The sequence below is a fragment of the Micropruina glycogenica genome (assembly GCF_900289045.1).
GTDB lineage: Bacteria > Actinomycetota > Actinomycetes > Propionibacteriales > Propionibacteriaceae > Micropruina > Micropruina glycogenica.
The window spans coordinates 1185035-1198587 of sequence record NZ_LT985188.1 but is presented as its reverse complement, the minus strand read 5'-3'; the positions used below and the strand labels follow the sequence as shown (position 1 = coordinate 1198587).

Sequence of the window (13553 nt, the reverse complement as noted above, 5' to 3'; positions counted from 1 at the left end):
GTGTGTTGTGTCCTGCGTCGACGTGATGTGGGTGCAGCCCGATCAGATGGTGATCTGCGGCATCGACTGGCTGCGGGTGTCTTGCTGGGCCACCCGTTCGAGGTAGTCCTTGCTCTTGACCACCTCACCCTCGAGCACGCCGATGGTCTGCGCCATGGTGTCGAGGGCCCGGGCCTTGAACTCGTCGATCGAATCCATGGTCTGGTAGATGTTCGCGAACGCCGCCTGCAACTGCTCCAAGCCGATGGTCGAGCTGGCGGCCTGCTCTTGAATGCGCGCCGAGTTCTCTTTGAGCATCTCGGACGTGCGCTGGATCATCTGCGAGGTGGTGGTGTTCAGTGCGGTGATCTGGTCGAGGACCAGCTTCTGGTTGCCCAGCGCCTGCGCCACGATCACGGCCGTGCGCAGCGCCGAAATGGTGGTGGTGCTGGCCCGGTCGACCCCCTTGATGAGCTCGATGTTGTTCTTGATGATGATGTCGATCGCCAGGTAGCTCTGAATCGACACCGCGAGCTGGGTGAGCAGGTCCTGGTGTTTTTGCCGCACGTAGAACAGCACGTCCTGGCTGAGCGCCTTCGCCTTGTCGGGGTCGGTCATCTGCAGCTCGGCGATCTGGGCCGACAACCGCGCGTCCAGCCGCTCGGCGATGTAGACGTACTGGTTGAGCCGGCCCATCACGGTCCACAGATTCTGCTTCTCCATGTTGAGCGCGACGTTGTCTTTGGTCAGCTCGTCCTGACCGCTGCGCAGCGCGTGCAGAATGCCGTTGAGTTGCTGCTGGCTGCTCTGGTAGCGGCGAAAGTAGTCGGTCATCTGGTCGCCGAACGGAATCATGCCGAGAAACTTCTTGGCCCCCCGGGCCTGGCCGGGGTCGAGGTCTTCGACGGTGCGGCGCAGCTGCAACAGGGTCTGGCCCACCTTCGAGCCCTCGGACAGGCCACCCTCTTTGAGCGCACGCACCGGCGCGTTCAACAGCCGGTTGGACGTTTCGGCGGCCTTGCGAATGTCGGTGTCGCCCATGCTGCGCACCGCGTCGGCCTGAGCCGTGAACGTGGGTGACTTCGCCTCGGCCCCATCGAGCGCGCCCAGAAACTCGTCGACCTTGGCGTCGAGCACCGGCACCTGCCGGGCGTCCACCTGCGGAGCCATCGCCGGCGCCTGGGTGGCTACCACGGCGGACGGGGCCTCGGGCACGGTCAGGGTGAGGGTGGCGGGGGGCTGCAGCGGCATGGCCGCGGCGGCGCCACCCGAGGGAGTGGTCGAGCTCATGACTACCTCTCGAAACGGTCGGTTGGGCGTGCCGTCCAATCTAGCGGGCGGGCGGTTGGCCAGGCAGTGGGGAGCGGTCGGGGACAACCCTGGAAGCCTGAAGACGCCGACGGGCCCCGCCAGTGGCAGTGGTGGGGCCCGTCGAATGAAGCCGGTGCTGCCGAGGTCACAGCCCCCGGACCTGATCGGCCTGCGGACCCTTGGGGCCGCTGGTGATCTCGAACTCCACCTTTTGACCCTCGGTGAGAGTGCGGAACCCCTGTGCGTCGATGGCCGTGTGATGCACGAACACGTCTTGCGTGCCGCCGTCCACCTCGATGAAGCCGTAGCCCTTCTCGGCACTGAACCACTTGACGGTTCCCTGCGCCATGAACCTCTCCTTCTACTACCTTGTGCGATCCTCTCGGGCGGATCAGGAACACTGCCGAACGAGTTGTCCCGGCGGCTTGCGGCCACCGTCGCGGCAGTTCTGCAACCCTGTCACACTCCTGCGACACATGTCACTCACGCGGGTGACGAGCAAGCGCGTGTCGCCGTCCGCGAAATGTCGGTGGCGGGTGATTGCATACCCACATGCAACGAGTCGGCGCGACGTCTGTCACCGTGGCCCTGAGCGAGCCACAGCGTGCCGCCGTCGAGGGCCACCGGGGTGGCCCCGCGCTGGTGATCGGTCCGCCGGGGTCGGGCAAGACCACGGTGGTCGCGGCGGCCGCGGCTCTCGAACTCGACGCTCGGGCCGCCGACGGGCCACAGCCGTTGGTGTTCACGTTCGCGCGCCGCTCGGCCAGTGATCTGCGCAACCGGGTGGCACGCGCCATGAACCGCACGGTCAGCCCGCCGTGGGTCACCACCATGCACGCGTTCTGCCTGTGGCTGCTGCGGCTGGCCGCCGAGCCGGGCCAACCCGAGCCGCGGTTGCTCACCGCACCCGAGCAGGAGTTCCGGGTGCGCGAGCTACTCGGCGGACGAGGGGCGGCGGCCTGGCCGACCGACGTTCGACAGGCGATCGGCACCCGTGCGTTCGCGCGGCAGGTGCGGGGGGCGATCGCGCGCGTGCGGCAGCTCGGCCTCGACCCCGACGACGTGACGGCGTTCGGCGCCGCGGCCGACCGACCCGAGTGGGCGAGCGTCGGCCGCTTCTTCGCCGAGTACCTCGACGTGCTCGACCACGAAGGCAGCCTCGACTACGCCGAACTGGTGCACCGCGCGCGCATCGCGCTCACCGACCCCGCACTGGTCGCCACGGTACGGGCGCGGGTGTCGCGGGTGATCGTCGACGAATACGGCGAACTCGACCCTGCTCAGATCGGTCTGCTGCGGGCCCTGGTGCCTGCGGGTGGCCCGATTCTGGCCGTCGGCGACCCCGATCAGGTCGTGTTCCGGTTTCGTGGGGCGCACCCCCGTGGTCTGGCCGAGTTTTCGGCAACCTTTCCGACGGCGCAGGGCGAACCCGCCCCGGTGCTGGTGCTGCCCGGCAGCCACCGGGCGACGGCTGGTCTGGCTGCGGCGACGGCTCGGGTGGCGCGGCGGCTGCCGCTGCCGGTGCTCGGCGATGCGGCCGTGGCGGCTTTGCGACCCGAGCCGACTGCGGCTGAGCCGGGGTCACCACCCGAGGTGCAGGCGATCGTGTGTGCCTCGGAATCGGAGCAGGCGCAGTTGATCGCCGAGCAGTTGCGCCGGGCTCACCTCGACGAGGGCTTCGAGCACGGTGATCTGGCGGTTCTGGTGCGCTCCGGCCGCCGGCAGATCGCACCGATCGCGCGGGCCCTGGTCGCGGCGGGCATTCCGGTCGAGGTGGCCGGCGACGAGATTCCGCTGCTGGCCGAGCAGGCCGTCCGTCCGCTGCTGTTGGCGCTCGAGGTGGTGCTGCGCGGCGGCGAACTCGACGCCGACGAGGCCAAGCGGCTGCTCACCTCGCCCCTGGGCAGGCTCGACGCGGTGGCGCTGCGTACGGTCGGCCGGTTGCTGCTGCAAACAGAACGCGAGGCCACCGGGTCGGCCATCGTGGGCCGCTCGCCTGGTCAGTTGATCGCCGACGTGCTCAGCGAGCCCGAGCGACTGACTGAGCTGCCCGAGACACCCGAGGTCGGTGCGCTGCGGGCGCTCGCGGGACTGCTCGGAGCGGCTGGGCGCACCCTGACCGTGCCGGGCAACGGCGCCGCCGAGGTGTTGTGGACGTTGTGGTCGGGCACCGACTGGGCCGAGCGGCTGCAGCGGGCCAGCCGTGACGGCGGTGAGAGCGGGCGGCGGGCCGACCGCGACCTCGACGCGGTGATCGCCCTGTTCGCCGCCGCAGCCGCCACCGAGCAGCCGGCGGGTGCGGGTGGCGTCCGGGGCTTTCTGGCCGAGGTTGCGGCGCAAGAGATTCCCGCCGACACCACCCGCGAGGCCGAGGTGCGCGGCCGGGGCGTCCGGCTGTTGACCGCACACCGGGCCAAGGGCCTGGAGTGGGCGGTGGTGGTGGTCGCCGGGGTGCAAGAAGGGTTGTGGCCGGCACCCGGCCAGGGCGGGGCGATCCTCGATCCGGCCGAGCTGCTCAGTGACGGGCTGGTGGGCCGGCCCGACAGCCGCGAGAGCCTGGCCGACGAACGCCGACTGTTCCACCTGGCCTGTAGCAGGGCACAGCAGCGGCTGATCGTCACCGCGGTGCAAGGCTCCGACGGCGAGGCGAATCAGCCATCGCGGTTCATCGCCGAACTGGGGGTGCCGGTCACCGACTACGTGCCGAGCAGCCGTCCGCTCACCCTGCCGGCGCTGGTGGCCGAACTGCGGCGCCGGGCCACCAGCCCCGACTGTTCGGCAGCGCTGCGCGAGGCCGCGGCGCAGCGGCTGGCGCGGTTGGCCGCGCTGACCGACGCGCAGGGGCGCCCATTGGTGCAGCAGGCCCGCCCCTCGCACTGGTGGGGGCTCGCCGAGCCCACCGGCGGTGCCCGTCCGGCGTCGGTACCGGTGCGGCTCAGCCCGTCGGCGCTGACCGCGCTGCTGACCTGCCCGCGCCAGCACTATCTGAACCGTCAGGTGCGCGCCGACCCGCCGCGCAACGCCAACGCCAGCCTCGGGTCGGTGATTCACGTGCTGGCCGAGCACGCCCGCAACGACGAGTTGAGCCTCGATGAGCTGTCCGAGCGGCTCGACGAGGTGTGGTCGGAGTTGCCGTTCGAGGCGTCGTGGCTCTCGGCGGCCGAGCGCGTCAAGGCCGAAGACGCGCTGGCCAGGTTCGTCAACTGGCAGCAGACCAACAGCCACGCCGACGTGGTCGGGGTCGAGGTGCCGTTCGACGTGCAACTCGACGTCGACGGCACGCCGGTGCAGTTGGTCGGCACCGTCGACCGGCTCGAACGTACCGCCGACGGCGGTCTGCGGGTGGTCGACTTCAAGACCAACAAGCGGCCCATCACCGCCTCGGCTGCGGCGTCGCACGAACAGTTGGGCGTGTACCAGTTGGCCATCGAGGCCGGCGGTTTCGAGGCCGTGGCGGGCCCGGGGGCGCACAGTGCGGGCGGCGCCCTGGTGTTTCTGCGGCTGGCTGCGGGCAGCGACCTCGACGACTATCCGCGCGAGTTTCACCAGGCCGCGCTGCGCGAGCAGCCCAGCCTGGGCGAGCAGGACGCCGGGTACCCCACCTGGGTGCACGAGCGGTTGTCGCGGGCGGTGGGCCTGGTGCGTGAGGGGCGCTACCCCGCTACACCGGGCACGGGCTGCCAGTGGTGCCCGTTTCAGACCAGCTGCCCCGCCAAACCGTCCGGACGGCAGGTGGTCGCGTGACCGTGCTCACCTCACCGGATCAACTCAGCGACCTGCTGGGGTTGCAGTTCTCGGCGCAGCAACTCGCCGCGATCACCGCGCCACTGCAGCCGGGGGTGATCATCGCCGGCGCCGGCTCGGGCAAGACCACGGTGATGGCTGCCCGGGTGGTGTGGCTGGTGGGCAGCAGGCAGGTGGCGCCCGAGCAGGTGCTGGGGCTCACCTTCACCCGCAAGGCGGCGGCCGAGCTGTCGGCCCGGGTGCGCGCCGCACTGCAGCGGGCCGGAGTCGTGGCCGTCGACGGCGTCGATGAGGCGGGGGAGCAGTTGGTGCTCACCTACGACGCGTTCGCGGCGCGTCTGGTCAGCGAGCACGGGTTGCGCATCGGGGTCGAGAGCGACCCGGTGATGATCACCGGCGCTTCTCGGTATCGGCTCGCGGCTCGGGTGGTGACCAACGCGGCGGGTCCGTTCGAGCACCTGTCGGGCTTCGTGCCGGTCACGCTGGTCGAGCGCCTGCTCAAGCTCGACGCCGAGCTCACCTCACACCTGGTGAGCCCCGATGAGGTGGGTGCGCACGCCCGCGATTTTCTCACCGCGCTGGCCGAGGCGCCGCTCAACCGGGCTCGGCGTGAATACGTGTCGGTGCGCGATGCCCGCTCCATCACCGAGCAGCGGCTCGAACTGCTCGGTCTCACCACCGCCTACGCCGACCTGAAGCGCCGGCTGGGTTACGTGGAGTTCGCCGATCAGATGGCGGTGGCCGCACGGCTGGCCGAGCAGGTGCCGGCCGTCGGCGAGTTGCTGCGGCAGCAGTTCAGGGTGGTGCTGCTCGACGAATACCAAGACACGTCGTCTGCGCAGGCGGCGTTGCTGCGGGCCCTGTTCTCGGGCCCCGACGCCTCCCACGGTCGAGGGCACGCCGTCACCGCCGTCGGCGACCCCCACCAGGCCATCTACGGTTGGCGGGGTGCCGCGGCCAGCAACATCCTTCAGTTCGCGAACGACTTTCCCTCAGCGGACGGGCTGCCGGCCGCATCGTTCGCCCTGACCGTGAACCGCCGCTCCGGTCCGGTGATTCTGGCCGCCGCCAACGACCTGGCGGCCGGGTTGCGCGCCGACCCGCTGCTGAAAGCCGGCGATCACGAACTGCAACTCACCGCGCCGCCGGGTACCCCGGCGGGTGCCATCGAGATCGCGTCATTCGACACCTGGCCCGACGAGGTGCGGTTCATCGGCGACCGTATCGTCGCCCTGCACGACGCGGGCGAGGTGGCCAACTGGGCCGAGATCGCGGTGCTGGTGCGCCGCAACGGGCAGATTCCGGCGGTGTACACCGACCTGTTGAGCCGTGACGTTCCGGTCGAGATCGTCGGCCTGGGCGGGCTGCTGGAGCTGCCCGAGATCGTCGAGGTCTGCTCGGTGCTCGCCCTGCTCGACGACGTGAGCGCGAACCCGGCCGCGATTCGGCTGCTCACCTCGGCCCGGTGGGCGATCGGCATCGGCGATTTGGCACTGCTGGGCAGGCGCGCCCTGGAGCTGGTGCAGGCGCAGCGCGTGCCCCGACCCGGCGACCTGGTGGACGACCTGGGCCGCGCCCTGGCCGGCACCGAGGCGGTCGCCACGCCGAGCCTGCTCGAAGCACTGCACGACCCGGGCGACCTGCCCTACAGCCCGGCCGCTCGGCGTAGGTTCTCTCGACTGGCCCACGAGTTGGCGGGGCTGCGCGCGCACGCCGGCGAACCGGTGCTCGACCTGGTGCGTCGCGTGGTCACCACGTTGGGCTTGGAGGCCGAGTTGGCGGCAGCGGGAGCGTCCGTGGCCCAACTGGGCGCCTTCACCGACGCCGTGGCCGCCTACTGCGACGTCGACGGTGAGGCGTCGCTCGGCGGGCTGCTGGCCTACTTGAACGCCGAGCGCGAACACGGCGTCGGCCTCGATCAGGCGGTGGCCAGCGACGCCGATTCGGTGAAACTGCTCACCGTGCACCGGGCCAAGGGGTTGGAGTGGCATGCGGTGTTTCTGCCCGGTATGGCAGAGGGCGTGTTCCCCGGCGATCGGGTCACCGACAACTGGGTGACCAACGCCGGCGTGCTGCCGGCCGGACTGCGCGGTGACGCAGCCGCCGTGCCGCAGCTGGCCGAGGCGTCCGATGCCGGGTTCAAGCAGTACGCGGCCGAGTTGAAGCAGCAGATCAGGCACGCCGAAGACCGACTGGCCTACGTGGCGGTCACGCGCGCCAAGCAACTGCTGGTTGCCTCGACACACGCCTGGGAGGGTGAGTTGACCCGGCCCCGGCGAGCCTCGCCCTACCTGCCGCTGATCGCCGCCCACGGCACGGTGGTGGCCGAGGCGCCCGCTCCCGACGGCGAGAACCCGCTGGCCGGCAGCGGGGCGGCCCTGGCCTGGCCGGTGGTCGGCGATCCAGACCTGCGCGAGCGGCGCCTGCGGCTGGCGCAGCAGGTCGATGCGGCATCGGAGTTGCTGGTCACGCTCGAGCCGTCCGGCCTGACGGTCGACGAGCGCGCAGAGGTGGCGGGGTGGGATTCGGAGTTGCAACGGCTGGCCGCCGCGGCTCTCGACCCGGCGGTTCAGGTGAGTCCGACGTACCTGTCGGCCACCGGTCTGGTGCGGTTGACCCGCGACCCAGACGGCTTTCTGACCGAGTCCGGCCGTCCGATGCCCAAGCGGCCGGTCGCGGCCCAGCGGCTGGGCACTCGGTTTCACCGGTGGCTCGAGCAGCGCTTCGCCCTCGCGCCGTCCCTCGAGTTCGACCCGGGGGTGGAGCCGAGCGACGACCCGCACTTCGCGGCGATGAGTGCCGCGTTCGAGCGCGGCCAGTTCGCCACCCGCCGTCCCCTGGGGGTCGAGGTGCCGTTCAGCATGGTGGTTGCCGGCACCGTGGTGCGTGGCCGCATCGACGCCGTGTTCGCAGCCGGTGACGACTACCTGGTGGTCGACTGGAAGACCGGCGACATCGCAAGGGCCGACCCCATTCAGCTGGCCATCTACGCCCACGCGTGGGCGGAGCTGGTCGGCGTTCCGGTGCAGCGGGTCAGGGCGGGGTTCTTCGACATCATGGCCGACCGGCTGGTGGTGCCCGAGGTGCTGCCCCCTCGGCAGCAGTGGACGGCCGCCGTCTCGGGGTTGCCGCGACAGTAGGTTGAGCCCATGAGCAGGTGGAGCGAGTCTGGGGTACTCGATCGGTGCGAGCACCTGCGCCGCGACGACGACTGGGTGGCCGATCAGTGGTCGTCGACGAGGGCGTTGTTGTTGGCGGTCGACGAGGCGGGCCAGGTCAGCGTCGAGCATGGCGAGGTGTTGGCGCTGCCGACGCGCCGCCCACAGGGCGCGTTCGAACCGCAGCGGCACTTTCTACTGGGCCTTGCTGAAGGCCGTGCGGTGTTCGTCGAGGCCGGTGAGACCGACTCGATGGCGTCGCTGCGCGACCTGATGCCGGCGCTCGACGCAGTCGATTGCGAACTCGTCGTCACCGCCGTCGCGCTGGTGAACTGGCACCGCACCTCGCCCTATTGCGCTCGGTGCGGTGCGCTGACGGTGGTGACCGAGGCCGGTCTGGTGCGGCATTGCCCGGCCTGCGGCCGCTACCGTTTTCCACGCAGCGACCCGGCGATCATCGTGGCTGTGCTCGACGGCGACGACCGGCTGCTGCTCGGCCATCAGGTGGTGTGGCCGGCCGGGCGAGTGTCGATTCTGGCCGGGTTCGTGTCGGCGGGCGAGTCGCTGGAGCAGGCCGTCCATCGCGAGGTTGGCGAAGAGAGTGGCCTGCGACTGTCGGCCGTCAGGTACCTCAGCAGTCAGCCGTGGCCGTTTCCGCGGTCGCTGATGCTCGGGTTCGTGGCCCGCAGCACCGGCACCGACGTGGTGGTGGACGGCGTCGAGATCGAGCACGCCCGCTGGTTCACCCGGGCTGAACTGACGGCCGCCGAAGAGTCGGGCGAGGTGCTGCTGCCGGGCTGGGCCTCGATCGCGAGCCTCATCATCGCCTCGTGGCGGGCCGGAACGCTGCCTGCGCCCGAGGGCTGACTGCGGCTCAGTCGTCCATCGCCTCGATGCCAAGCTCGGTGAGTTCGGCCATGCGGCGTTTCATGCTTTCGATCACGCCCGGGTCGGGGGCCGTCCAGCCGTGCACCTCTTCGACGATGCGGACGGGTTCGCGGGTGCGGTACGACCGGGTCGGGTTGCCCGGGAAGCGCTTGTCGGTGACGTTCGGGTCATCTTCGAGCGTGCCCAGCGGTTCGACCCGGTAGACCCGCGGAGCGCCGTCGCCCGCAGCCATGGCGGCCGCCAGTGGGGCACCGGCGTCGCTGGCCGTGACGTAGGTGTGGTTCGCGGCTCGGCGGGTGCCGTAGTTCGACGCCCACCCTGCGGTGAGCAGATCACCCGGCTTCAGGTCGGCCCTGGTGCCGTGAAAGAACGGGCCCGGGTCGTCCACCACCCGCGCAGGCCTTGGCGGGGCCAGGATCAGGTGGTCGAGTCGTGCCAACAGGGCCGTCATGCGCGTCGTACCGGCCGAGGGCCGGGGGTAGCGGCTCAGTACCTCACGGACCACCTGATCGGCCCGCTTGGCGGCGGCGGTCAGCACGTACTCGGCAACCACCGGGTCGTCGTCGCGGGCCAGTTCGGTCGCGCGGGCCGCGTGGGCGCCGGCACCCAGGATGTGCGCCAGCTGGCTGCGCGTGGCCAGCGGGTGCAGGTAGGCCGCGGCCCCTGCGTCACGCGCCGCCAGGGCGGCGTGCCGGGCGACCTCGTCGGTGGCGTCACCCGCCGCCCGGTGCGCGTCGGCGGCCGCCACCCGCTGCAGTTTCGACCGTGGGGCGCCATCAACGAACAGTCGTGCTGCGGCCAGCGCCGCGGCGGGACGAGCATCGGTCGGGTTCGACTTCTCGAACAGCGGCAACACGGGTGCGGCACAGCCGAGGGCGAACCCGGCGACGGCGCGCAGCTCGTCCATGGTGAGGGTGAAGTCGCCGGTGGAGGTCTGCATTGCGCGGAGTCTAGGCACAAACCCCTCAGTCGACGAACGCGTACTCCATCTGCCGGGCGGTGCGTTCGGCCAGCTGACGGCCGGCGAGAACCTCCACCAGATGCAGAGACAGATCGATGCCCGCGCTGATGCCGCCCGAGGTGTGCAGCGGCCCTGCGTCGACCCAGCGCCGGTCGGGCAACACCGTCAGCGCTGGAAACCGGCGGGCCAGTTCGGCCTGATCCTCCCAGTGGGTGGTCACCCGGTGGTCGGTCAGAACGCCTGCTTCAGCCAGAATGAAGGCGCCGGTGCAGATCGATGCCAGGTGCGGGGTGTGCGGGGCACGGTCACGCAACCACGCGAGCAGCGTCTGGTCGGCTTCGGCGCCCGTGGTCACCCCACCGGCCACCACGATCAGGTCGAGTTCGCCGACGCCGGCCAACGCCTCGTGGGTGGTGATGGCCAGGCCGTGCCGCACGGTGACCGTTCGCTCTCACCGGCTGACACAACGGCCACGTCGAAGTCCGAGGGCGAACTGAGGCGGCCGGCCACCGCGAACACCTCGAACGGCCCCATCACGTCGGGCACCTCGGCGTCGTCGAACGCGATGATCCCCACCCGAGTCGTCATGACATCACTAAAGCGGCTCGTCGGCGGCCGGCCCGTCGACCTGCCTGGCCTCGAACACGGTGCCGGCCAGGTCGGTCAAGACGAAGCGACCGCGTTCCAGGTCGCTGATCACCGGCCAGCCGGGGCCGTGGTCCTCGCGGGGCAGTTCGTGCCGACCGTCCACCCAGTGCAGCCGGTACCAGACGCTTTCGCTCTTCTGCCACGGCAGCCGCCTGGACGGCACCACCCGGCACGTCAGTCGGCCCTGCACGATTCCACCCCGCGACAACTGCCAGACCGTGTCGCGAAACGGGTCGAGGCGGGCATCGCGCGGCCAGTCGTCCATGGAGGGCACGGGCTGATCCTCGCAGGCGGTGCCGTCGATCGGCCACGGTGTCACTAGGCTTCGACCCATGGCCATCACCAGGGACCAGATGATCGCGATACTCGCCGAAGCCGATCCGGTCGGCCTGATCGCGAACGGCGAACCCGGCGACGCCTACGATGCCGAGGCCGACGCGATCCTGAGCCTGCATGGCGTGCCGCAACTCACCGAAGTGACCGGCGTGTTCGCGGTCAGCTTCAGCGAGCCCGGCGCGTGCAGTCGCGAAACCGCCCGCTGGATCGTCGAAGAAATGCGGCGGCGCGCCACCACCTGAATGCGCTTCGCCCTGGTGCAACGTTTCCGTGGGCCCGTGCGTAGGTGACTCGTGCACCCGTGGGGGACGGGAGCACGCTGCCCCGGCGACCCAGGTCGAGGGGTCGGCTGACCGTCGGGGTATACGCACGCACCTGAGAACGGGCCGCCGGGGCAGGTGCCACGCCGAGGGCTGCTGGTGCGTAGGTTGTTGCGTGACAAAAGACACTGGTGTGGTGGGAGGCCGACGTGACGGACGTCGACCCGGTGGCCGCCGACGAGCTGGACAGCAGTTCGTCGCCGAACACTCGGTGGCCCTGCAGCAGTTCGCCTACCTGATGATCGGCAACCGCGACGATGCCCGCGACGCCGTGCAGGGCGCCATGGTGGGTGCCTTCCGAACCTGGTCGGCGGTGCGGCGCAGTGGCAACCCGACGGGCTACGTGCGCCGCAGCATCGTGAACGCGAACGTGTCACGCTGGCGTAAGCGGCGCCGCGAGGTCGTGGTGGCCGAGGTGCGCGAACCGAGCCCCACCCGCGACGACCCGTTGATCGACTCGCTGTACCTGCGCAGGTTGACCGACGCGTTGCCGCACCGGCGGAGGGCGGCCCTCGTGCTGCGCTACTGGCAGGGGTGCAGGTGCGCTGAGCGAGCGAACACGGCGTGCCACCAGGTGCGTGCTTCGGCGAGGCGCAGGGTTCAGGCATGGGCTGCACACCACTAGATTCGGTGCACACACCCGAACAGGAGCACCCTCGATGCACCATTCCCGCCGGTCCCAACCGTGGCGGCCGCTGCCGCTGCTCGGGCTGGTGCTGGCGGTGGTGCTGTCGGGCTGCGTCCCCGACCAACCCTCGCCCAGTCCGTCCACGTCGGCCGGCGGGCCCGACCCGGTGGTGAGCCTGCGCGCGGTCGGCACGCTGCCTGAGGTGCACGTGCCGGGCTGATTGCACAGTACCGGGCGAAGCTGACCACGTCGACCGGCGCCGATCAGGTGTATCTGGCCCCCCGCGACGTGGGAGCCGTGCGGCAGTGGCTGCGCCGGGAGGGTCGCAGCGCGCGCGTGGCCACCGAGGCGTCCGGATGGCAGTGGCTGCCGTTTCGCGACACCGAACAGCTGATGGCCGCGGTCACCTCGGCCACCGGCATGCAGACCGCCGATACCGTCAACCGGTATGGGCGTACCCACCCGCTGTTCGCGGCGCCGGCGACGGTGGCCGGCGTCTCGACGATGGCGGTGGCCACCGGGCGGCTGCTGTACCAGCAAGACCACTACAGCCCTGCGGACGGCCTGGTACGGGTGGTCTGCTCGCAGCCATTCGGAAACACCCTGACAACCGAGAAACTGCTCACCATTCACGAGTCGGCCGCCGTGCGGGCCAGTGGTGCACGCACCGCCGTGCAACGCGCGCACGGCGCGGGCGAGGTGCTGTAGTACGACAGAACCACGCGCACCGCGACCGTTCCGGTGGCGAACGGCGCCCGGCTTAGCACACTGAGCGGCTCGTACGCTTTGATCGGTCAGTAGGTGTTCGACGTCGCGGGGTCGCGGGTCGACACCGGGCCCGTGGTGGCCCTGTTCGGCAGCCTGATCGTAGAGAGGTCACCCAACGGTGTGACGGTCGTGCGCGACGTGGCCAGCCCGCAGGCTTCTCCGGTGACGCTCGACCTGCCCGTCGAGGCGGGCCGCATCTACCGCGACGGTGGTTGGCTGTGGTGGGGCGACTGGCTGGTGGTGCCTTACCAGCAGGGCGACGATTCCGGCCAGCTTGTGCTGAACCGGCGCGACGGCCAGACCTCCGCTGTGCCGGCAGGCCAGCAGGTGATGGCGCTGGGTGACGGGTGGGCCGTGGTCAGCGTCGACGACGCCGCTCAGGTGCGGCTGCTCAACGGCGGGAGCGGCCCGGCGCTCGGCCGCGTCGAGGCCGGCGCGGTGTCGATCGACGGCGTGGGCACCCTCGCCTGGCAGAACGCCGAGGGCACCCACGTCGGCCGTGTCGACGGGCTGCCCCTTGTTCGCCGAGGCCAGACGTGGCGGCCGCAGTTCGACTTCACCGCGGCCGTCGTGGCCGGCGTGGTCGAGGTGCACGACGAGGCCGGCGCGCTGGTGACGAGCCTGCCCACGAAGGCGGCTGTCGAAGGATCCGTTCGCGGTCTGACCTGGAACGCCCGCGACCTGTCCGGCGCGCCGGTGCCCGCCAGCCGGTACGCCTGGACGCTGCGGGTCGAGGGCGCCGACGGCACCGGGCCGGCGGTCTCGGTGGACGGCACCGGAGTGCCGTCGGGCACCGTGACGATCGCCTGAGT

The 13553-nt window shown here is 70.8% G+C and carries 14 protein-coding genes; 8 read left to right on the top strand and 6 right to left on the bottom strand.

Annotation, left to right across the window (positions count from 1 at the left end; all coding sequences use genetic code 11):
- Positions 1-42 precede the first annotated feature (42 nt).
- Entirely contained in the window at positions 43-1269 is a 1227-nt protein-coding gene (locus MPLG2_RS05585; protein WP_105185287.1) for a toxic anion resistance protein, read from the bottom strand.
- 166 nt (positions 1270-1435) lie between these two features.
- Positions 1436-1639, bottom strand: a complete 204-nt coding sequence (locus MPLG2_RS05580; RefSeq protein WP_105185286.1) for a cold-shock protein — start codon at positions 1637-1639, stop codon at positions 1436-1438.
- 203 nt (positions 1640-1842) lie between these two features.
- Here MPLG2_RS05580 and MPLG2_RS05575 point away from each other — a divergent pair, with 203 nt between their 5' ends.
- Genes MPLG2_RS05575 through nudC form a run of 3 tightly spaced genes read left to right on the top strand, consistent with a single transcriptional unit; the run spans position 1843 to position 9059 of the window.
- Positions 1843-5034: an ATP-dependent helicase gene (locus MPLG2_RS05575; RefSeq protein WP_105185285.1), complete on the top strand. Its 3192-nt coding sequence runs from the start codon at positions 1843-1845 to the stop codon at positions 5032-5034.
- Positions 5031-8174 (top strand): ATP-dependent DNA helicase, encoded by a 3144-nt coding sequence (locus MPLG2_RS05570; RefSeq protein ID WP_158680900.1) that lies wholly within the window; start codon positions 5031-5033, stop codon positions 8172-8174. Before MPLG2_RS05575 ends, MPLG2_RS05570 begins: the two co-directional genes overlap by 4 nt.
- A gap of 9 nt (positions 8175-8183) precedes the next feature.
- A complete protein-coding gene (gene nudC / locus MPLG2_RS05565) occupies positions 8184-9059 on the top strand; it encodes an NAD(+) diphosphatase (protein WP_105185283.1) in 876 nt (291 codons plus the stop codon).
- A gap of 7 nt (positions 9060-9066) precedes the next feature.
- Here the strand turns inward: nudC and arr are convergent, their stop codons facing one another.
- The 4 genes from arr to MPLG2_RS05550 are packed head-to-tail and all read right to left on the bottom strand — an operon-like array spanning position 9067 to position 11023.
- Complete coding sequence (gene arr / locus MPLG2_RS19330) at positions 9067-10020, bottom strand: NAD(+)--rifampin ADP-ribosyltransferase (RefSeq protein ID WP_105185282.1); 954 nt, start codon at positions 10018-10020, stop codon at positions 9067-9069.
- 25 nt (positions 10021-10045) lie between these two features.
- Positions 10046-10477 carry a DJ-1/PfpI family protein gene (locus MPLG2_RS05555; RefSeq protein WP_197710097.1) on the bottom strand — a complete coding sequence of 144 codons (432 nt, stop codon included), beginning with the start codon at positions 10475-10477 and terminating at the stop codon, positions 10046-10048.
- Complete coding sequence (locus MPLG2_RS18955) at positions 10414-10629, bottom strand: type 1 glutamine amidotransferase family protein (protein ID WP_197710096.1); 216 nt, start codon at positions 10627-10629, stop codon at positions 10414-10416. The genes MPLG2_RS05555 and MPLG2_RS18955 overlap by 64 nt, the downstream gene beginning before the upstream one ends.
- A 7-nt stretch (positions 10630-10636) precedes the next feature.
- Positions 10637-11023 carry a hypothetical protein gene (locus MPLG2_RS05550; RefSeq protein WP_158680899.1) on the bottom strand — a complete coding sequence of 129 codons (387 nt, stop codon included), beginning with the start codon at positions 11021-11023 and terminating at the stop codon, positions 10637-10639.
- Here MPLG2_RS05550 and MPLG2_RS05545 point away from each other — a divergent pair.
- The 5 genes from MPLG2_RS05545 to MPLG2_RS05525 all read left to right on the top strand — a co-directional run bounded on the left by MPLG2_RS05545 (position 11022) and on the right by MPLG2_RS05525 (position 13551).
- Positions 11022-11267 carry a hypothetical protein gene (locus MPLG2_RS05545; protein WP_105185280.1) on the top strand — a complete coding sequence of 82 codons (246 nt, stop codon included), beginning with the start codon at positions 11022-11024 and terminating at the stop codon, positions 11265-11267. The genes MPLG2_RS05550 and MPLG2_RS05545 overlap by 2 nt on opposite strands.
- Positions 11268-11481: 214 nt before the next feature.
- Positions 11482-11970: a sigma factor gene (locus MPLG2_RS05540; protein WP_158680898.1), complete on the top strand. Its 489-nt coding sequence runs from the start codon at positions 11482-11484 to the stop codon at positions 11968-11970.
- A 34-nt stretch (positions 11971-12004) separates the two neighbouring features.
- Positions 12005-12193: a hypothetical protein gene (locus MPLG2_RS05535; RefSeq protein WP_105185278.1), complete on the top strand. Its 189-nt coding sequence runs from the start codon at positions 12005-12007 to the stop codon at positions 12191-12193.
- Between the two features lie 77 nt (positions 12194-12270).
- A complete protein-coding gene (locus tag MPLG2_RS05530) occupies positions 12271-12681 on the top strand; it encodes a hypothetical protein (RefSeq protein WP_158680897.1) in 411 nt (136 codons plus the stop codon).
- 93 nt (positions 12682-12774) lie between these two features.
- Positions 12775-13551, top strand: a complete 777-nt coding sequence (locus MPLG2_RS05525) for a hypothetical protein (protein WP_105185276.1) — start codon at positions 12775-12777, stop codon at positions 13549-13551.
- The last annotated feature ends 2 nt before the right edge of the window (positions 13552-13553 follow it).